Origin of the sequence: Streptomyces sp. CB01881 (assembly GCF_002953255.1) — a bacterium.
Lineage (GTDB): Bacteria > Actinomycetota > Actinomycetes > Streptomycetales > Streptomycetaceae > Kitasatospora.
This window is the reverse complement of the sequence record NZ_CP026498.1, coordinates 8,195,209-8,214,346: the sequence shown is the minus strand read 5'-3', so window position 1 is coordinate 8,214,346 and position 19,138 is coordinate 8,195,209. Positions and strand designations below refer to the sequence as shown.

At 71.9% G+C, this 19,138-nt stretch carries 15 protein-coding genes, 2 tRNA genes and 1 pseudogene; 4 read left to right on the top strand and 14 right to left on the bottom strand.

Annotated elements, in window-relative coordinates; genetic code table 11:
- The 6 genes from C2142_RS40385 to C2142_RS25805 form a co-directional block, all read right to left on the bottom strand.
- Positions 1-567, bottom strand: a 567-nt coding sequence (locus tag C2142_RS40385) for a ClpX C4-type zinc finger protein (protein WP_241002786.1), incomplete at its 3' end; no start/stop codon positions are given.
- Between the two features lie 248 nt (positions 568-815).
- On the bottom strand, positions 816-1,478 hold the full coding sequence (locus C2142_RS25825) for an ATP-dependent Clp protease proteolytic subunit (RefSeq protein ID WP_148645159.1): 663 nt from the start codon (positions 1,476-1,478) through the stop codon (positions 816-818).
- 59 nt (positions 1,479-1,537) lie between these two features.
- On the bottom strand, positions 1,538-2,143 hold the full coding sequence (locus tag C2142_RS25820) for an ATP-dependent Clp protease proteolytic subunit (RefSeq protein ID WP_148645913.1): 606 nt from the start codon (positions 2,141-2,143) through the stop codon (positions 1,538-1,540).
- Between the two features lie 318 nt (positions 2,144-2,461).
- Complete coding sequence (tig, locus tag C2142_RS25815; RefSeq protein ID WP_148645158.1) at positions 2,462-3,865, bottom strand: trigger factor; 1,404 nt, start codon at positions 3,863-3,865, stop codon at positions 2,462-2,464.
- A 254-nt stretch (positions 3,866-4,119) separates the two neighbouring features.
- Entirely contained in the window at positions 4,120-5,580 is a 1,461-nt protein-coding gene (locus tag C2142_RS25810) for an MDR family MFS transporter (RefSeq protein WP_148645157.1), read from the bottom strand.
- A 118-nt stretch (positions 5,581-5,698) separates the two neighbouring features.
- A tRNA-Pro gene (locus tag C2142_RS25805) sits at positions 5,699-5,772 on the bottom strand.
- Positions 5,773-5,917: 145 nt separating this feature from the next.
- Between C2142_RS25805 and C2142_RS25800 the strand changes: the two genes are divergently transcribed.
- A tRNA-Gly gene (locus C2142_RS25800) sits at positions 5,918-5,991 on the top strand.
- An 85-nt stretch (positions 5,992-6,076) separates the two neighbouring features.
- Here C2142_RS25800 and C2142_RS25795 read toward each other — a convergent pair.
- Positions 6,077-6,616, bottom strand: a complete 540-nt coding sequence (locus C2142_RS25795) for a hypothetical protein (RefSeq protein WP_148645156.1) — start codon at positions 6,614-6,616, stop codon at positions 6,077-6,079.
- 241 nt (positions 6,617-6,857) lie between these two features.
- Between C2142_RS25795 and C2142_RS25790 the strand changes: the two genes are divergently transcribed.
- Positions 6,858-7,610, top strand: a complete 753-nt coding sequence (locus C2142_RS25790) for a DUF6348 family protein (protein ID WP_148645155.1) — start codon at positions 6,858-6,860, stop codon at positions 7,608-7,610.
- 54 nt (positions 7,611-7,664) lie between these two features.
- On the opposite strand, the gene C2142_RS25785 is transcribed toward C2142_RS25790, so the two are convergent.
- From C2142_RS25785 to C2142_RS25770, 4 genes are all read right to left on the bottom strand, one after another.
- Entirely contained in the window at positions 7,665-7,859 is a 195-nt protein-coding gene (locus tag C2142_RS25785; protein ID WP_148645154.1) for a hypothetical protein, read from the bottom strand.
- A 503-nt stretch (positions 7,860-8,362) separates the two neighbouring features.
- Positions 8,363-9,505, bottom strand: coding sequence for a PP2C family protein-serine/threonine phosphatase (locus C2142_RS25780; protein WP_148645912.1), 1,143 nt, complete (start codon positions 9,503-9,505; stop codon positions 8,363-8,365).
- 414 nt (positions 9,506-9,919) lie between these two features.
- Positions 9,920-10,408, bottom strand: a complete 489-nt coding sequence (locus C2142_RS25775) for a ribose-5-phosphate isomerase (RefSeq protein WP_148645153.1) — start codon at positions 10,406-10,408, stop codon at positions 9,920-9,922.
- Between the two features lie 54 nt (positions 10,409-10,462).
- Complete coding sequence (locus C2142_RS25770; RefSeq protein ID WP_148645152.1) at positions 10,463-11,077, bottom strand: biotin transporter BioY; 615 nt, start codon at positions 11,075-11,077, stop codon at positions 10,463-10,465.
- A 270-nt stretch (positions 11,078-11,347) separates the two neighbouring features.
- Here C2142_RS25770 and C2142_RS25765 point away from each other — a divergent pair, with 270 nt between their 5' ends.
- Positions 11,348-12,766, top strand: coding sequence for an amino acid permease (locus tag C2142_RS25765; protein ID WP_148645151.1), 1,419 nt, complete (start codon positions 11,348-11,350; stop codon positions 12,764-12,766).
- Positions 12,767-12,838: 72 nt separating this feature from the next.
- On the opposite strand, the gene C2142_RS25760 is transcribed toward C2142_RS25765, so the two are convergent.
- Complete coding sequence (locus tag C2142_RS25760) at positions 12,839-13,471, bottom strand: DsbA family protein (protein WP_148645150.1); 633 nt, start codon at positions 13,469-13,471, stop codon at positions 12,839-12,841.
- 265 nt (positions 13,472-13,736) lie between these two features.
- Between C2142_RS25760 and pepN the strand changes: the two genes are divergently transcribed.
- A complete protein-coding gene (pepN, locus tag C2142_RS25755; protein ID WP_148645149.1) occupies positions 13,737-16,310 on the top strand; it encodes an aminopeptidase N in 2,574 nt (857 codons plus the stop codon).
- Positions 16,311-16,395: 85 nt separating this feature from the next.
- Here the strand turns inward: pepN and C2142_RS25750 are convergent, their stop codons facing one another.
- Both C2142_RS25750 and acnA read right to left on the bottom strand, forming a co-directional pair.
- Complete coding sequence (locus tag C2142_RS25750) at positions 16,396-17,700, bottom strand: glycoside hydrolase family 18 protein (RefSeq protein ID WP_148645148.1); 1,305 nt, start codon at positions 17,698-17,700, stop codon at positions 16,396-16,398.
- A 147-nt stretch (positions 17,701-17,847) separates the two neighbouring features.
- Positions 17,848-18,693, bottom strand: a pseudogene (acnA, locus tag C2142_RS25745) (aconitate hydratase); the annotation flags it as partial.
- Positions 18,694-19,138 lie beyond the last annotated feature (445 nt).

Here is a 19,138-nt window from a genome sequence, read left to right as displayed (position 1 = left end):
GTCGATGTAGATGATCCCGGTCTCGGCCTTCTTGACGTCGTAGTCGGCCGCCTGGATCAGCTTGAGCAGGATGTTCTCGACGTCCTCGCCGACGTACCCGGCCTCGGTGAGCGCGGTGGCGTCGGCGATCGCGAACGGCACGTTCAGCATCCGGGCCAGCGTCTGCGCCAGCAGCGTCTTGCCGGAGCCGGTCGGCCCGAGCAGCAGGATGTTGGACTTCGCCAGCTCGATGGCGTCCTCACGGCCGTTGCCGCCGCTGCGGCCCGCCTCGCCGGCCTGCACGCGCTTGTAGTGGTTGTAGACCGCCACCGACAGCGCCTTCTTGGCAAGGTCCTGGCCGACCACGTACTGGTCCAGGAACTCGTAGATCTCGCGCGGCTTCGGGAGCTCCTCGAAACGCACCTCGGAGGTCTCGGCGAGCTCCTCCTCGATGATCTCGTTGCACAGGTCGATGCACTCGTCGCAGATGTACACGCCTGGGCCGGCGATCAGCTTCTTCACCTGCTTCTGCGACTTGCCGCAGAACGAGCACTTGAGCAGGTCGCCACCGTCTCCGATGCGTGCCACGAGGTGCTTCCCCTTCGCCAGGGGCCCCGCGGGGGTTCCGGGGCCTGGTGCTGTGGACCGTCAACGCCGACGGCGATCGGTCTCGCTATCCGACGGTACTCTGCCGGGCCCCTGATTCCGTCCTCTTCGCCGGGTCTGCCCTACGCCCTGGGCGAATTGATACCGAACAGATGCCGTCTCCGGTGCCGCCGATGTGCCGGGGCGGGGCGCGCAACGGTGTGCGCGCCCCGCCCCGGCCGGTGCCGACCTCAGGAGGTCAGCGAGGCCTTGCGGGTGGAGATGACCAGGTCGACGAGACCGTACTCGACGGCCTCCTCGGCCGTCAGGATCTTGTCGCGCTCGATGTCGTCGCGGACCTGCTCGACGGACTTGTTCGAGTGCTTGGAGAGCATCTCCTCCAGCTGCTCGCGCATCCGGAAGATCTCCTTGGCCTGGATCTCCAGGTCGGACACCTGACCGCGGCCGGTCTCGGTGTACGGCTGGTGGATCAGGATACGGGCGTTCGGCAGCGCCATGCGCTTGCCGGGGGTGCCGGCGGCGAGCAGCACGGCCGCCGCGGAGGCCGCCTGGCCCATGCAGACGGTGGTGATGTCCGGCTTCACGTACTGCATGGTGTCGTAGATGGCCGTCAGGGCCGTGAACGAGCCGCCGGGCGAGTTGATGTACATCTGGATCTCGCGGTCCGGGTCCATGGACTCCAGGCAGAGCAGCTGGGCCATGATGTCGTTCGCGGAGACGTCGTCGACCTGCGAGCCGAGGAAGATGATGCGCTCCTCGAACAGCTTGGCGTACGGGTCGTACTCGCGGATGCCCTGCGAGGTGCGCTCGACGAAGCGCGGGACGATGTAGCGGCCCTCGGCACGCATGTCCTCGACGCGTGCCTTGGCGCTGGACAGGCTGGGGATGTTCATGGGGTTTCTGGTCCTCCGGAGCGTTGGGGCTGTGGTCTCGTGGGAGCCGGGGCCGAGGCTCAGGCGCCCGTGCCGCCGCCGCCCGGGACGTCCGCGGCGCTGTGCATGATCGCGTCGATCAGGCCGTACTCCAGGGCCTCCTCCGGCGTGAACCAGCGGTCGCGGTCGGAGTCCGCGGTGATCTGCTCGAAGGACTGCCCGCTGTGGAAGGCGATCAGCTCGGACATCCGCTTCTTGGTGCGGAGCAGCTGCTCGGCCTGGATGCGGATGTCGGTGGCCGAACCGCCGAGGCCGGCGGACGGCTGGTGCATCAGGATGTTGGCGTTCGGCAGCGAGAAGCGCTTGCCCTTGGCGCCGGCGGTCAGCAGGAACTGGCCCATCGAGGCGGCCATGCCCATCGCGATGGTGACGACGTCGTTCTTGATGTACTGCATGGTGTCGTAGATCGCCATGCCGGCCGAGATCGAGCCGCCCGGGGAGTTGATGTAGAGGAAGATGTCCTTGTCCGGGTCCGCTGCCAGCAGCAGCAGCTGGGCGGTGATCTTGTTGGCGATGTCGTCGTCGACCTGCTGGCCGAGGAAGATGATCCGCTCGTTGAGCAGCCGGTTGTAGACCTGGTCGCCCAGGCCGCCGAGCACGTCACCAGAGGCGGCGTGCGGCGCCATCGGGCCAGGCATCTGCATCTGCGGGAACGTCACTTAGCCACCTGCTCAGTCGATTTGGACGGTCGCTCCACGGCCGTCACGCTGTCGCACAGCTTTCGGGTATCACGTCGTGATTGTTGCTGTCCAAGGACCCTAACGCGCAGGCCGGGCCGCAGAATCCCTCACGCAGAACTGTTCGCTGTGAGCGCAGGGTTCACGGCGCGCGCTGCGGGCGCGCGCGGGGAACGGCGCGGGGACGGCGCCGGCCGGGGAACGCGGCGGGCCCGGACACCGTGTACGGCGTCCGGGCCCGCTGCTGCTTCGGGGCTACCGGGGCGGTCAGGCCTCGGTCTTCTCCTCGGCCTCGGCCTCGGCGGCCGGGGCCTCGGCGGCGACGGTCTCGCCCGACTCGTCGGTCTCGTCGTCGTCGAAGTTGATCTCGTTGCCCTCGGTGTCGACGACCTTGGCGGCCTCGACCACGGTGGCCAGCGCCTTGCCGCGGGCGACCTCGCCGACCAGCAGCGGCACCTGGCCACCCTGGACGACCTGCTGCGCGAACTGGTCCGGGGTCAGGCCCGAACCGGCGGCACGGCGGATGAGGTGCTCGGTGAGCTCCTCCTGGTTAACACCCAGCTCCTCGTCGGCGACGATCTGGTCCAGGACGAACTGGGTCTTGATGCCCTTCTTCGCCTGCTCCTCGGTCTCCGCCAGGAACTCCTCCTCGGTCTTGCCCTGGGTCTCCAGGTAGGTCGCGAGGTCGAGGCCCATCGGCTCCAGCTGGTGGTGCTCCAGGTTGTGCTTGCGGGTCTCGATCTCGTCCTTGAGGAGCTTCTCCGGGAACTCGATCTCGACCAGCGCCAGCAGCGCGTCGAGCACCTTCTCCTGGGCCTGGGTGGCCTGGTCGTACTCCTTCATGCGCTCCAGGCGCTTGCGGGAGTCGCCGCGCAGCTCCTCCAGGGTGTCGAACTCGCTGGCCAGCTGGGCGAACTCGTCGTCCAGCTCGGGCAGCTCCTTCTCCTGGACGGCGGTGACGGTGACGGTGACCTCGGAGGTCTTGCCCGCCTGGGTGCCGCCCTTGAGCTCGGTGGAGAAGGTGGCGGTGCCACCGGCCTCCAGGCCGACGACGGCGTCGTCGATGCCGTCGATCAGACGGCCGGAGCCGATCTCGTAGCTGACGCCGGCGGCGGTGCCGTCCTCCGGCACCTCACCGTCGACCTTGGCCTCCAGGTCGACGACGACGATGTCGCCGGCGGCCGCGGCGCGCTCGACGTCCTTGACCGAGGAGAAGCGCTCGCGCAGCTGCTCCAGGGACTTGTCGACGTCCTCGTCGGTGACCACGATCGGGTCGACGGTGACCTCGATGGTCGAGAAGTCCGGGAGGGTGATCTCCGGGCGGATGTCCACCTCGGCGGTGAACTTCAGGTCGCCGCCATCGGCGATCTTCTCGACACCCTCGATGTTGGTGATGTCGGGCTGTCCGAGAACCTCGATCTTGCCCTCGTCGACTGCCTGCGTGTAGAAGCGCGGGAGGGCGTCGTTGACGGCCTCCTCCAGCACGGCGCCACGACCGAAACGCTGGTCGATGACCCGGTTCGGGATCTTGCCCTTGCGGAAGCCCGGGACCGAGACCTGCTGGTTGATCTTCTTGTACGCCGCGTCGAGGCTGGGCTTGAGCTCCTCGAAGGGCACCTCGACGGTGAGTCGAACCCGGGTCGGGTTCAGAGTCTCGACGGCGCTCTTCACGGTTTGGTCTCCTATGGGCTTGCGGTCAGGTTGCCTCCGCCCTCCCCGGGCCGCCGGCCGGGGCCGGTACGGGCGGGTCGGGCGAGACGGGCGATGGGCGGTTGGAGCTGCATCTCCCGTGGGGGGTGGACGGTGAGCGTGACTCCTCGCCCTCGTGCGGTTGACCTGGGTGGACGCCACAGGGACTACCGCCAGCGCCCCATCCTACCGGTACCACGAAAGGCGGACGCCAGGACGCCGCCGTCCGGGGCCGCTCAGCCCCTGCCGACGGGTTCCGGAGCGGCCTCCGCGGCCGTCTCCCCGGTACCCCCGGCCGGTACCGGGCGCATGGTGGCGGCGGCGTCGGAATCCCGTACCAGCAAGGCGATCGCGGCCGCCACCAGGGCCAGGCCGGCCGCGGTGAGGAAGGCCGCGCGGTAGGCGGTGAGGTTCGCCACGGGCGTACCCGAAGCGTCCGTGGCGAGGGGGCCGACGGCGGTCAGGACGGTGCCGAGCACCGCGACGCCGAGCGCGGAGCCGAGCTGGCGCTGCGCGTTGTAGAGGGTGGAGGCGGCGCCGGTGGCGCGCGGGGTGATGGTGGCGAAGGCCGCGGTCTGCGAGGGCATGAAGACGTGCGACATCGCGTAGCCGGTGACGAACATCAGGGCGCGCACCGCCCAGAGGTTGCTGTCCGGCCCGATGGTGGTCATCAGGGCGAGGCAGCCGGCCACCACGGTGGCGCCGGCGGCCAGGATCCGGCGCGGGCCGATGCGCGGGTAGATCCGGCCCGCCACCTGGGAGGCGAGCATCACGCCGAGCGCCTCGGGGAACACCATCAGGCCGCTGTGCAGGGCGTCCATGCCGAGGGCGTCCTGCATCAGCAGCGGGAAGAGGTAGAGCATGCCGAGGAAGGCGGCGCCGGAGAAGAGCGAGAGCAGGTTGGTGGTGCGGAAGATGCGGTCCCGGAAGAGCCGCAGGTCCAGCATCGGCTCGGGGCGGCGCAGCTCGACCACGACCAGGGCCGCCAGCGCGAGCAGTCCGACGAGCGCCGAGGCCAGGATCCGGGCGCTCCCCCAGCCCTCGGACGCGCCCTCGGAGAGCGCGTACATCGCGGCGCCGAAGCCGGCCGCGGAGAGCAGGAAGCCGGCGGCGTCGAACCGGCCGGCCCGCTCGGCGCGGTAGTCGGGCAGGAAGAGCAGTCCGAAGACCAGGGCGGCGATGCCGACCGGTACGTTGACGATGAAGACCCAGTGCCAGGACCAGCCGTCCACCAGCCAGCCGCCGAGCACCGGCCCGGCCGCGGGGGCGACGGCGGTGGGCAGCATCAGGACGCGGGTGGCCCGCATCCGCTCCTCCTGCGGGAAGGCGCGGAAGAGCATGGTCATCCCGACCGGAGTGAGCAGGCCGCCGGCCGCGCCCTGGAGGATCCGGTAGAGGGTGAGCGAGGTCATCGAGCCGGCCGCGCCGCAGAGCAGCGAGGCGACGGTGAAGAGGCTCAGCGAGGCGAGGAAGACCCGGCGGGTGCCGAAGCGGTCCCCCAGCCAGCCCGAGAGCGGGACGAAGACGGCCAGGCTGACCAGGTAGCCGACGTTGATCACGCCGACCCCGGCCGGATCGGTGCCGAACTGCCGGCCGATCGCGGGCAGCGCCACGTTGACGATCGTGGTGTCCATGATCGACATGAACAGCGAGGCGACGAAGACGACTCCGACCGCGATCTTGGGGTTCATCCTCATCGGGGCTCCAGCTTTGGGTGAAAAATCAACCACCCACCATGCCGGACCGGAGCCGCGGACGCCAACGGAGCCGCAGACGCCAACAGGGCCCCGCCGAGGACGAGACCCTGCCGCACTGTCGGGGTGACCGGATTCGAACCGACGGCCTTCCGCTCCCAAAGCGGACGCGCTACCAAACTGCGCCACACCCCGTGGTGCCGAGAGGAAGCGTACACGCCGGGCCCTGCCGGTTCGCCGACATATTCCGAGGCCCTCACAACGAATGTGGTGTGCGCGCAGCCGACCGGACCAGGTACGCTGTTCCCGACCTTCCGTCCGGTGACGGCCGGGGGATCGCGCGGGCGTAGCTCAATGGTAGAGCCCTAGTCTTCCAAACTAGTCACGCGAGTTCGATTCTCGTCGCCCGCTCCAACAGTCCGGCCCCGGAGAGACGCCATCGTCTTCCCGGGGCCGTTCGCGTTTCCGGCGGGCGCCGCCCCGACGACTCGTCAGGCAGTCAGAGGCCGAGCCGGGCGGCCCGGGCGGCGGCCCGGTCGAGCAGCTGGTGGACGTCGGCCTGGCGGGTCGTCGGGCGGTCGTTGTACTCGTCCGGGGAGCCGGCCGGGCGGCCGGTGGCGTGCAGCACCTCCATCACCTGGACCCGCGCGGTGCGCACGGTCTGCGGGGTGCCGTAGCCGTGGGCGAGGACGGCGGCCTGGGCGCCGAGCAGGCAGACCCGGCCGGCCCGGTCCCACATCGCGCCCTGCACCCAGCCGAACGCCCCGATGTAGCGGGAGGCGAGCCGCAGGTGGTCGGCGGCGGTGACCGGCACCGGTCGGGCCGGGCGGCGCAGCACCCGGTCCAGCAGGGTCGCCCGGGGCAGCGGGTGCCCGGCGTGCCAGGGCTGCACGGTGGAGCCGGTCCGCGGGACGTACGGGACCGGCGTGCGCGCCGGGGCGGGCAGCGAGGCGAGGTACGCCTCGACCTCGGCGACCAGGCCGGAGCCGTCCGGGGCGAGGAGCAGCGGCGGAGGGGGCGTCAGGTCGGTGCGGGGCATGCGGTTCTCCAGGCGGTGGCCTACGGTTGCCGCTACCCAAAATGGGGCATTCAGGACATTCTCGCGACCGGAGGGGCCCGGGGGCAGGCACCGGGGCGGTTTCCCGGTGGGGCTCCGGGCCGATAGCCTCGGCGGCGTTCGAGCGCAGTTTCGAGAACGCTGCGCGCCGAGGCGGCCGCGAGCCCCAGGTGGAGGAGTACCCGTGCGTCCCCAGGACCGACTGGCCGTCATACAACGCTGTGTGATCCAGGAGATGGCGCGCTTCGGGCAGGAGTTCACGGCCGACGGCGAGGTCGTGCGCGGCCCGGGGACGACCGCGGTGGCCGTGCGCGAGCACCCCGGCCAGGACGGCACCGGCCACGTCGACCTGGGCTACGTGCTCCAACTCGGCCGCGCGGACGCGCCGGTGGTCTGGGACTGCGCGGCCGGCCTCGGCAAGACCGAGGAGGAGAAGCTCGCCAACGCGGTGCGGATGTGGGCGACCACCACCGCGTCGGCACTGGTCGAGCAGGAGCAGGGCCGGGGAGAGCACGGCGACCACGCCGACCACCCGGAGCTGCCGGGCTGGCACGCCGTCCAGGGGCCGGCGGCGGTGTTCGGGTTCGGCAACGAACGGCTGGCGGGCTGGCTGGCGGAGAACCGGGTGCTGCCCGCACTGGCGCCCGCACTGCTGCCGGAGCTGGCCGGGCACGGGCCGAACGGGGTGAAGCTCTTCCTCGGCGGCAAGGCGGGGGACGACGTCGCCGAGGTCCGGGTCAACGGCGAGGTGTCGGAGGCCGCCTCGGCGGCGCTGCGCGCACTGGACTGGCCGCGCGGCGAACGCCTTTGCTGGGCACGGCTGTTCGTCCTGCTGACGGCCCGGGAGGCGCCGGCGCGGCCGGCCGCGCACGCTGGCGCGGCAGAGCCCGCGGCACTCCGGGCCCCGGCCGTGGCGGCGGCACGTGCCCGGGGGCTGTTCGGACGCTGGAGGCAGGCCAGACGGGCCGGCCGGTGACCCGGACGGCCGCCCCCCGCTGAACCCGGACGGGCCTCGGACGAGGCCCCGGGGTCAGCTGGCGATGCTGGAGATGCTCTTCGCGATCTGGTTCAGGAAGTCCTGGATCGGCCCGGCCGCCGTGCTCTGGTTGAGCATGAAGCCGAACAACGCGGCCAGGATGAAGTGCCCGGTCTTCAGTTGCTTGTTGCGGATGAAGATGAAGCAGATGACGCCGAACAGGACCAGCGCGGAGACGGAGAGTGCCACCCGGACTCACTTCCTCGTTTCATAGCGGGGTGCCAGCGGGTGGCATCCCCTGCGAAGCCGGACCCCGGTCTGTCCGACGGTCCCGAGGCGGAACTGCAGTTCGTCCGGCCTGTCCCGGCCGGAGGGAGAGCCCACCGCGGCCGCACGGTGCCCGTCGTGCCGCACGTGACGCCCCCATCCCCCGAATCCTGACCAGTCCCGCCCGGACTCAGTGTGGTCGACCGTGCCGGTTGCGTAAAGGTCTGGCCGTCAGCCGGACGCCGATATCCTGCGATGCGAGACGAGTTTCCGCCGACCGAGACGATAGCCGAGACATCCTGACGAATCGTCGGCGGGGCCGCGCTGAGCGGCGGCGAAACGCCCGGCGGGCGGGACCGGAAGCCGCAGGTCCGCTCCGGTGACGGTGGGTCGGAATTGGCCGAAGATCAGCTCCCGGGCTTGACAGCACCTGCCCACGGCATGTGCTCGCCCGCACCCCGGGCCGGGACGGTCCGGCCAGCGCCTCAGTCGCGCCAGAGCAGCAGCACCGCGCGGTCGTCGTTGATGTCCCGGGCGACCGTCTCGATCAGCCGGGCGGCCGCGCCGCTGCCGGCGCCGGGGCCCGCGCCGGGGACCAGCCGGTCGGCCTCGCCCATCAGCCGGTCCATGCCCTCGGAGAGGTCCCGGCCGGGTGCCTCGACCATGCCGTCGGTGCAGAGCAGCAGGACGTCGCCGCGGTTCAGCCGGCCGCGCACGCCCTCGAACTTGGCACCGTCGTAGATGCCGAGCGCCGCACCCTCCGAGGCCTCCTTCATCTCCCAGCGGCCGGCGCCGGCGAGGCGCTGCATGCCGGGCAGGTGGCCGGCCGAGAGCAGCTCGTACTCGCCGGTGTCGAGGTCGAGGACCAGGTGGACGGCGGTCGCGAAGCCCTCCTCCCAGGACTGCCGGAGCAGGTAGCCGTTGGCGGCGGGCAGGAAGTCGTGCGCGGGCAGGGAGCCGAGCAGGCCGCCGAAGGCGCCGGAGAGCAGCAGGGCCCGGGAGCCGGCGTCCATGCCCTTGCCGGAGACGTCCGCGAGGACCACCTCCAGCACCCGCTGGCCGGGGCCGGTCCGGGCGGCGACCACGAAGTCGCCGGAGAAGGACTGCCCGCCGGCCGGGCGCAGCGCCATGTCCGCGTGCCAGCCGTCCGGCAGCCGGGGGACGCGGCTCTGCACCCGCAGGCGCTCGCGCAGGTCGAACAGCATGGTGGAGCCGCCCCACCACGGGACGCCGACCCGGCTGCGGAACTGGGCCAGCAGCAGGCCGCCGACCCCGGCCGCGCCGACCACCAGGGCGGCGCCGGGGGTGACGCCGTAGGTGTAGGCGTCCGGGTCGGCGCTGGCGACCCGCTGGCCGGTGTGGATGACGGACTCGGCGGAGAGGCCGAGCGCGGCCAGCGCGTACAGCATCACCAGGCTGCCCGGGCGCAGCAGCAGTGCGGCGGCCAGGATCGGCAGGACCAGGGAGGTGGGCGGCGCCCAGGCGGGGATCCAGATGTTGAGCAGGATCAGCAGTGGGACGAGCAGGGCGAGCGCGCAGAACACGGGCCAGTCGGCGGCGCCGCCGCGGAAGTAGTCGACCCCGGCCGTGCGCAGCCTTCGGCGGACCCGGCGGAGCCTCTTGCGCAACCGGGCCGTCACGGGGTCGGACGCCGCCTCGGCGCCGGGCCTCGTCGCAGTCGTCCGGGGCGGTGTGCCCTGCGCTCTGCCAGCCATGGGGACCGACCATATCCACGGTTGCGGCCCGGCGTCGACGGCCCGGACACGGGCGGTGTCGCCGTGGCGCGGGCGCGTCAGCGGGTTTCGGCCGATTGCCGCGGGCAGCGGCCGCTGCGTCAGGAAGCGTGCGCCGGTTGGGCGTACGAACCACGCGGGCGACGCATGCGCCCCGCGCACGGAACGGTTCGTGCGCCGGCCGGGCGGGACGGGCGCTGTGGCCGATCACACAGGGGCGTACGCCCGCACGGACCCGCCGCACGGACGCGCCGGCCGGCCGCGCTGCGGGAGCGCGGCCGGCCGGCGGGAGGGTCGGACGGGAGTGGCTCAGCCCTGCTGCGGGTGGTGGGCCGGGATCGGCGGGAGCTCGCCGGTGGTCTCGTACTCGCTCAGCATGTCGATCCGGCGGGTGTGCCGCTCGTCGCCGCTGTACGGGGTGTTGAGGAAGACCTCCACGAACTTGACGGCCTCCTCCTCGGAGTGCATCCGGCCGCCGATGGAGATCACGTTGGCGTTGTTGTGCTCGCGGCCGAGCGAGGCGGTCTGCTCGCTCCAGGCCAGCGCGGCGCGCACGCCCTTGACCTTGTTGGCGGCGATCGCCTCGCCGTTGCCCGAGCCGCCGATCACGATGCCCAGCGCCTGCGGGTCGGCGGCGGTGCGCTCGGCGGCCCGCAGGCAGAACGGCGGGTAGTCGTCGAGGGCGTCGTAGATGTGCGGGCCGCAGTCGACCGGCTCGTGGCCGGCCCCCTTCAGCCACTCCACGAGGTGGTTCTTCAGTTCGTATCCGGCATGGTCGGAGCCCAGGTAGACGCGCATGTCACGAGTGTGGCATGCGCGTGTACCCGGGCTGCGCAGGGGGCGGCGGCGGATTCAGCGGCGCCCGAGGAGCCGCCAGGCGAGCGGCAGGGCGCCGGCCGCCAGGGCCGCCTTCAGGGCGTCGCCGACCAGGTACGGGTAGAGGCCCAGCTCGGCGGCGCGGGCGAGCGGGACGTCCAGCGAGAAGGCCAGGTAGGGCACGCCGACGGCGTAGATGGCGAGGCTGCCGAGGACCATGGTGACGGCGGTGTTCACCGGGCTGCGGTCGGCGCCGCGGCGGGCCAGCGCGCCGGTCAGGGCGGCGGCCAGGACGAAGCCGAGCACGTAGCCGAGCGAGGGCATCGACCAGCCGGAGGTGCCCTCGGCGAACCAGGGCAGGCCCGCCATGCCGGCCAGCAGGTAGAGCCCGAGCGAGGCGACGCCGCGGCGGGCGCCGAGCGCGGTGCCGACCAGCAGGGCGGCGAAGGTCTGGCCGGTGACCGGGACCGGCGAGCCCGGGACGTTCACCGACAGCTGCGCGGCCAGGCCGGTGAGGGCGGCGCCGCCGGCCACCAGGGCGAGGTCGCGGGCCTGGGCGCCGAGCCGGGTGGACGCGGCGGGCAGCAGGTCGGCGAGGACGCCGCGGCTCAGTATCGGGGTGCTGGCGGTCGGGGTGCTGGCAGTGGCCATCGGGGATTCCTCTGATGATCAGGTGAGTGAACACCTGTGAACCTACGCGGTGATCGTCTCCGGCACCGCCAGGGAACCGGACAAAGCCCGGAAGCCCCTCCTTGTCGGTTCCGGCCCACCGGGAACGACGGAACGTGACGGATCAGGCCATTCTCCGTCACGATCCGGTCCGCATTCTGGGCCCGGGCCGGACATTCTTGGCATGGACAGCAGGGCCCCCGGATATTGGGCAACTCGCACCGCAATCCGAACAGTCTGGATCTCCACCCCATGGCCCGTACCTCCGCGCCCCCGGCGCCCGGGACGACCTCCCCCGCCGGTTCCCCGGCCGGCGGCGGTCCCCAGCTCTCGCACGGCCTCAAGCAGCGCCACCTCTCGATGATCGCCCTGGGCGGGGTCATCGGCGCCGGTCTCTTCGTCGGCTCCGGCGCGGGCATCGCGGCGGCCGGGCCCGCCATCATCCTGGCGTTCACCCTCTCCGGCCTGCTGGTCATGCTGATCATGCGGATGCTCGGCGAGATGTCGGCCGCCCGGCCGGCCTCCGGCTCGTTCTCGGTGCACGCCGAGAAGGAGCTCGGCACCTGGGCCGGGATCACCGCCGGCTGGATGTACTGGGTGATGCTCTGCTGCGGCGTCGCCGCCGAGGCCACCGCCGCCGGGAAGATCGTCAATGGCTGGGTCCCCGGCGTCTCGTCCTGGGTCTGGGTCGGCCTCTTCATGGTGTTCTTCTGCGCCAGCAACCTGACCGCGGTGAAGAACTTCGGCGAGTTCGAGTTCTGGTTCGCCGCGATCAAGGTCGCCGCGATCGTCGCCTTCCTGGTGCTCGGCGCGCTCGGCGTCGCGGGGGTGCTCGGCCCCGGCGCCCCCGGCACCACCAACCTCACCGGCCAGGGCGGCTTCCTGCCCAACGGCGTCAGCGGGCTGATCGTCGGCCTGCTCGCCTCGGTCTTCGCCTACGGCGGCCTGGAGACGGTGACCATCGCCGCCGCCGAGTCCGACGACCCCCGGCGCAACGTCGCCAACGCGGTGCGCACGGCGGTCTGGCGGATCGCGATCTTCTACATCGGCTCGATGGCCCTCGTCGTCACCCTGGTCTCCTGGAAGGACCCGTCGGTCGTCGCGGACGGCCCGTACGTGACGGTCCTCCAGCACCTGGGCGTGCCCGGCGCCGGCACCATCATGGAGGCCGTGGTGCTGATCGCCCTGCTCTCCGCGATGAACGCCAACATCTACGGCTCCTCCCGGATGGCCTACTCCCTGGTCTCCCGCGGCCAGGGCCCCAAGGCGCTGGCCAAGGTCGGCGGCGGGGTGCCCCGCGCGGCCGTGCTCGCCTCCTGCCTGTTCGGCTTCGGCGCGGTGCTGGCCTCCAAGTTCTGGCCGGACACCGTCTTCACCTGGCTGATGAACACCACCGGCGTCGCCATCCTGGTGGTCTGGTTCTTCATCTGCGTCGTCCAGCTGAGGATGCGCCGCCGGCTGGAGCGCGAGACGCCGGAGCTGCTCACCGTCCGGATGTGGGGCTACCCCTACCTGACCTGGGTCGCGATGGCCGCCGTGGTCGGCATCCTCGCGCTGATGACCACCACCGAGGGCAACCGCGAGCAGTTGTACGCGGCCGGCGTGCTGGTCACGCTGCTCGTCGGCGCGGGCCTGCTCAAGCAGCGCCGGGACGCCGCGCTCAACGGCTAGCGCACGCGCAGGGGCCCGGTACCGCGGCGGCGGTACCGGGCCCCTCGTGCTTGTCTCAGCCCGCCACGGGCGTCACTCGAAGGACGGGCCGGCGGTGCGGGTGCGCTTGATCTCGTAGAAGCCCGGGGTGGAGGCGACCAGCAGGGTGCCGTCCCAGAGGCGGGCGGCGGCCTCGCCGCGCGGCGCCGGGGTGACCACCGGGCCGAAGAACGCGACCCGCTCGCCGTCCACGCCCTCGACCGCGATCACCGGGGTGCCGACATCCTCGCCGACCAGGGTGATGCCCTCCTTGTGCGAGGCGCGCAGGGCCTCGTCGTACGCGTCCGTACGGGCCGCGTCGGCCAGCGCGGCCGGCAGGCCCGCCGCGACCAGCGCCGCCTCGATCGTCTCGCGGTTCTGCGGCAGGCCCTGGTTGTGGAAGCGGGTGCCCAGCTCGGTGTAGAGCCGGCCGAGCACCTGGTCGCCCTCCTTCTCCGCGGCGGCGATGCAGACCCGGACCGCGCCCCAGGCGTTGTCCAGCAGGGTGCGGTACTCCTGCGGGAGGTCCCGGTGCTCGTTCAGCACCGACAGGCTCATGACGTGCCACCGCACGTCGACCGGGCGCAGCTGCTGGACCTCGATCAGCCAGCGGGACGTCATCCAGGCCCAGGGACAGGCCGGGTCGAACCAGAAGTCGGCGGTCTTGCGGTCAGCGGCAGTCGTCACGGCGGTGGTCCTTCGTCGGAGGTGGTCGGGGACGGGGAGGAAGTGGTGCACCGGACCCCGTACGTTGCTTCCCCGACGCCAACACCCGCCCGGCGCCGGTGATTCCGGTCCCGCGGCGCACGTTGTGCAATGGTACCGGCGCCGGGGGCGTGAAAGGATGCCCCCGCAGCACCACAGCGAGTACCACAGTGCAGCACCGCAGAGCAGCACCCGACCGCAGCAGCGAAGACGCACCACCGTGCGTGCCGGACAAAGGAGTACCGCCGTGCCGGGCAAGAACCTGAGCCGCGACGAAGCCCAGCAGCGGGCCAGCATCCTGGCCGTGGACGGCTACCGGGTCCGGTTGGACGTGACCTCGGCCCCCGACCCGGCGGCCGCCACCTTCCGCTCCACCACGACCGTCGCCTTCCGCTGCACCGAACCCGGCGCCACGGCCTTCCTCGACCTGCTGGCCCCCGTCGTCCGCTCGGTCACCCTGAACGGCCGCGCGCTCGACCCGGCCGCCGCCTTCGACGGCGCCCGCGTCCACGTCGACGGCCTCGCCGCGGAGAACGTCCTGGTGATCGACGCCGACTGCGCGTACAGCCGCACCGGCGAGGGCCTGCACCGCTTCACCGACCCGGTCGACGGCGAGACCTACCTCTACACCCACTACGAGCCGGCCGACGCCCGTCGGGTGTTCGCCACCTTCGAGCAGCCCGACCTGAAGGCGCCGTTCTCCTTCACCGTCACCGCGCCCGCCGCCTGGGACGTCCGCTCCAACGCCGTGCACACCGAGGTCACCGACGAGGACGGCGCGCGCACCTGGGAGTTCGCGCCGACGCAGCCGATCTCCACGTACCTCACCGCCGTGGTGGCCGGCCCGTACCACGTCGTCCGCGACCACTACAGCCGCACCCTCCCCGACGGCACCGTGCTGGAGATCCCGCTCGCCGCGCTGTGCCGCAGGTCGCTCGCGCCCTACTTCGACGCGGACGAGATCCTCGGCGTCACCAAGCTCGGGCTCGACTTCTTCCACGAGCAGTTCGACTACCCGTACCCCTTCGGCAAGTACGACCAGGCGTTTGTCCCCGAGTACAACATCGGCGCCATGGAGAACCCGGGCTGCGTGACCTTCCGCGAGGAGTACGTCTTCCGCTCGAAGGTCACCGACGCCGCCTACGAGGCCCGGGCCAACGTCATCCTGCACGAGATGGCCCACATGTGGTTCGGCGACCTGGTCACCATGCGCTGGTGGGACGACCTCTGGCTGAAGGAGTCCTTCGCCGACTTCATGGGCTCCTACGGGCTGATCGGCGCCCGCACCCGCTACTCCTCCGCCTGGGTCACCTTCGCCAACCAGCGCAAGGCCTGGGCGTACCGGCAGGACCAGTTCCCGACCACCCACCCGATCACCGCGGACATCCGGGACCTGGAGGACGCCAAGCTCAACTTCGACGGCATCACCTACGCCAAGGGCGCCTCGGTGCTCAAGCAGCTGGTGGCGTACGTCGGAGCGGAGGCCTTCTTCGAGGGCGCCCGCCGCTACTTCAAGCGGCACGCCTTCGGCAACACCGAGCTGGGGGACCTGCTGGGCGTCCTGGAGGAGACCAGCGGCCGCGACCTCACCGCCTGGGCCGCCGCCTGGCTGCAGACCGCCGGCGTCAACTCCCTCACCCCGCAGGTCACCGTCGACGCCGAGGGGCGGATCACCGAACTCGCCGTCCTCCAGGACGCCGGCAACGGCGGCGTCCTGCGCCCGCACCGGATCGCGGTCGGCCTCTACGACCGCGACGCCGACGGCGCGCTGGTGCGCACCGACCGCATCGAGCTGGACGTCACCGGCGCCGTCACCGTCGTCACCGCGGCCGCCGGCCGCCCCCGGCCCGCCCTGGTGCTCCTCAACGACGACGACCTGACGTACTGCAAGATCCGCTTCGACGCCGGCTCGCTGGAGACGCTGCGCACCGGCCTCGGCGACATCCGGGACGACCTGGCCCGGGCGCTCGCCTGGTCCGCCGTCTGGAACCTGACCCGGGACGGCCTGATGCCGGCCCGCGACTACGTCGCCCTGGTGCTGCGCTTCGCCGGCCAGGAGTCCAACATCGGCGTGCTGCAGTCGCTGCACGCCCAGGCCAAGGGCGCCGTCGACCTGTTCGCCGCCCCGGCCCGGCGCGGCGAGGGCGGCCGGCTGCTGGCCGACGGCGCGCTGCGCGAACTGCGCGACGCCGCGCCCGGCAGCGACCACCAGCTCGCCTGGGCGCGCTTCCTGGCACAGACCGCCAACGGCTCCGAGCACCTCGGCCTGGTCCGCGGCCTGCTCGCCGGCACCGCCCGGATCGACGGCCTGGACGTCGACCAGGAGCTGCGCTGGTCGCTCTGGCTGGCGCTGGCCGCGGCCGGCCAGGCCTCCGACGAGGAGCTCGCCGGGGAACTGGAGGCCGACAACACCGCCAGCGGCAGGCGCCAGTACACCCAGTGCCTGGCCGCCCGGCCGACCCCGGAGGCCAAGGCCGCCGCCTGGTCCGCCGTGATCGACTCGGACGAGCTGCCCAACGCGCTGGTCGAGGCGAACATCGCCGGCTTCGCACTGCCCGCGCACCGCGACCTCACCGCGCTGTACGCGGCGCCGTACTTCAAGCTGCTGGAGCGGGTCTGGTCCGAGCGGACCATCGAGATCGCGATGCGGATCGTCGGCGGTTTCTTCCCGCAGGCCGAGGTCAACGAGGCCACCCTGGCCGAGGCCGACACCTGGCTGAACGGCCACCCGGACGCGGCGCCCGCGCTGCGCAGGCTGGTGCTGGAGCGCCGGGACGACCTGGCCCGGGCGCTGCGGGCACAGGCCTGCGACGGGGTCTGAGCCCCGCCCCGCCCGGACCGCGCAGGGCCCGCCGCGAGCGATCGCGGCGGGCCCTGCGCCGTTGTGCGGACGGTGCCTCCCGCGGTCAGCCGCGCTGGAGGCCGCGGTCGATGGCGGCGACCATCGTGCCCTTGGCGTCGTCGCCGTCCAGTGCCCAGACCATCACACCGCCCAGGTCGTTCCACCGGGCGTAGCGGGCCTTCTGGGTGATCACCTCGGGGGTGTCGTAGCTCCAGAACGTGGTGCCGTCGTACTTCCAGCTCGCGCCGTGGTCGCGGTCGGTGTACACCTTGCCGGGCTGCGCGGCGACCTCCCGGTAGCTGAGGTCGCCGGTCGCGGCGGTGGCCGGCTGGTACAGGCCGCCCCGGTCGCCGGCCGGCACGCCGGTCCAGCCGTGGGCGTAGAACGGCACGCCGAGCACGAGCTGTTCGGACGGCAGGCCGCGCTCGACGTAGTGCTCGACTGCCTTGTCCGCGCTGCGCTGCCGCGGCTCCGGGTCGGCCGGGTCGGAGTAGAGGTTGGCGTGGTGGTTGGTCGGGCCCTTGCCCTCCCACGGACCGTGCAGGTCGTAGGTCATCAGGTTGAGGAAGTCGACCGAGCGGGCGAGCTGCGGCAGCTCCAGCCGGTCGGCGACGGTCTCGTTGGCCGCGACGGCCGCGGTCAGCAGGTAGTGCGGGCCCTTGCGGCCGCTCAGCCTGTCCAGCTGCCGGCGGAACTCCTGCATCAGCAGGGTGTAGTTGCGGCCGTCCTCGGGGCGCACGACGTTGCCGGCGTCACCGCCGCCGCCGGGGTACTCCCAGTCGATGTCGATGCCGTCGAAGACGCCTGCGCCGGCGCCGGCACCGCCCTCCGGGGAACCGGCGAGCCGCGGCAGGTCGCCCTTGATGTACAGGTCGATGCAGGAGGAGACGAACTTCCTGCGGGACTCCTCGGTGGCGGCCGCGTCCGAGAAGTACTTGGACCAGCTCCAGCCGCCGAGCGAGATGACCGTCTTCAGCTGCGGGTTCTTCGCCTTGAGCTTGCGCAGCTGGTTGAAGTTGCCCTTGAGCCCCTGGTCGGCGGTGTCGGCCACACCGTCCACCGACTGCTCGGCGCCGTACGGGCGCTGGTAGTCGCTCAGCGCGTCGCCCTGGCCTGACTCGTTGGTCTCGAAGCAGGTGCCGTCGGCGGAGACGTTGCCGAAGGCGTAGTTGATCACGGTGAGCTTTCCGGCCTGGCCGGACTCCTGCACCCGCTTCGCGGAGCTCTCGGCGCCCCACTGGGTGAAGTAGCCGACCCGCTGCCCCTTCAGCTTCGGGCCGTGGCCGCGGTCGTGGGCGGACGCCGTGGGGGCGGCGATCGCGGTGGCCACCGTGACGGCGGCGAGGAGGGCTGCGGTACGACTGAGCATGCGCATACGAGAAGACCCGTGGCTTTCTCTGAATCAGCATCAAGTGGTCTGGACCAAGCTGAAACAGAGGTTTAGTCCATTTGGTGCGGACATACAAGAGGCCGGACCGCGTGGACGCGGTCCGGCCTCTTGGCGCTACTGCCTGGTTCAGCCGATCAGGCTGCGCAGCACGTACTGCAGGATGCCGCCGTTGCGGTAGTAGTCCGCCTCACCGGGGGTGTCGATGCGCACGACCGCGTCGAACTCGGTGCTGGTCCCGTCCGCGCCGACGGCCTTGACCTTGACGGTCGCCGGAGTGCGGCCCTCGTTGAGCTCGGTCACACCGGTGAAGGAGAAGGTCTCCTCACCGGTCAGGCCGAGGGACTCGGCGTTCTGGCCCTCCGGGAACTGCAGCGGCAGGACGCCCATGCCGATCAGGTTCGAGCGGTGGATGCGCTCGTAGGACTCGGCGATGACGGCCTTGACGCCCAGCAGCGCGGTGCCCTTGGCGGCCCAGTCGCGGGACGAGCCGGAGCCGTACTCCTTGCCGGCCAGGACGACCAGCGGGATGCCGGCGGCCTGGTAGTTCTGCGAGGCGTCGTAGATGAACGACACCGGCGCGTCGGCCTGGGTGAAGTCGCGGGTGTAGCCGCCCTCGGTGCCCGGCGCGATCTGGTTGCGCAGGCGGATGTTGGCGAAGGTGCCGCGGATCATCACCTCGTGGTTGCCACGGCGCGAGCCGTACGAGTTGAAGTCGCGCTTCTCCACGCCGTTGGCGGTCAGGTACTGCGCCGCCGGGGTGCCCGGCTTGATGTTGCCGGCCGGGGAGATGTGGTCGGTGGTGACCGAGTCGCCCAGCTTGGCCAGGACGCGGGCGCCGGTGATGTCGGTCACCGGGCTCGGGGTCTTGGCCATGCCCTCGAAGTACGGGGGCTTGCGGACGTAGGTGGACTCGGCGTCCCACTCGAAGGTGTTGCCGGTCGGGACCGGGAGCGACTGCCAGCGGAGGTCGCCGACACCGTCGCCGGCTCCATCGACGAGGCCATGTTCGACAAGGGCTACCAGGACGTCTTCGCCGGCCGCCTCGCGCACCGCGGTGAGCATGGTGTTGGCGTCCGCTCCCGGCTCCAGCACGTCGACCCGGCAGCCCGCCGAGCCGGCGTCGAAGCACATGCCGGGGAGCACGTCGGCGAACAGCCGGGCCCCGGCCGCCGCGTTCGCCGAACCGCCGAAGCCGCGGTCCGGCCCGCCGTCCGCCCCGATCACCACCAGATCGATTCCGCTCACCACGCGCACCGCCCCCTCCTCGCCGACCCCTCGCTGCCCGGGGCCGCCCACCGCACCGTCGCGCGCTCCGTCCGGCCGCGCGTCCCGTCCTGCCGTACGCGGTGCTGGTCGTACCGCGTCGTGTCCTGCCGCGGCGCCCGTCGTGCCGCGCCCGTCCGTCCGTCCGGCGGCG

Bases quoted from the DNA above. Each gene is read 5' to 3' on its own strand.
- C2142_RS25775 (WP_148645153.1), bottom strand. From the start codon at position 10,408: ATGCGCGTCTACCTGGGCTCCGACCATGCCGGATACGAACTGAAGAAC.
- C2142_RS25750 (WP_148645148.1), bottom strand. From the start codon at position 17,700: ATGCTCAGTCGTACCGCAGCCCTCCTCGCCGCCGTCACGGTGGCCACC.
- C2142_RS25795 (WP_148645156.1), bottom strand. From the start codon at position 6,616: ATGCCCCGCACCGACCTGACGCCCCCTCCGCCGCTGCTCCTCGCCCCG.
- C2142_RS25825 (WP_148645159.1), bottom strand. From the start codon at position 1,478: ATGAACATCCCCAGCCTGTCCAGCGCCAAGGCACGCGTCGAGGACATG.
- C2142_RS25820 (WP_148645913.1), bottom strand. From the start codon at position 2,143: ATGGCGCCGCACGCCGCCTCTGGTGACGTGCTCGGCGGCCTGGGCGAC.
- C2142_RS25810 (WP_148645157.1), bottom strand. From the start codon at position 5,580: ATGAGGATGAACCCCAAGATCGCGGTCGGAGTCGTCTTCGTCGCCTCG.
- C2142_RS25770 (WP_148645152.1), bottom strand. From the start codon at position 11,077: ATGGCCACTGCCAGCACCCCGACCGCCAGCACCCCGATACTGAGCCGC.
- C2142_RS25765 (WP_148645151.1), top strand. From the start codon at position 11,348: ATGGCCCGTACCTCCGCGCCCCCGGCGCCCGGGACGACCTCCCCCGCC.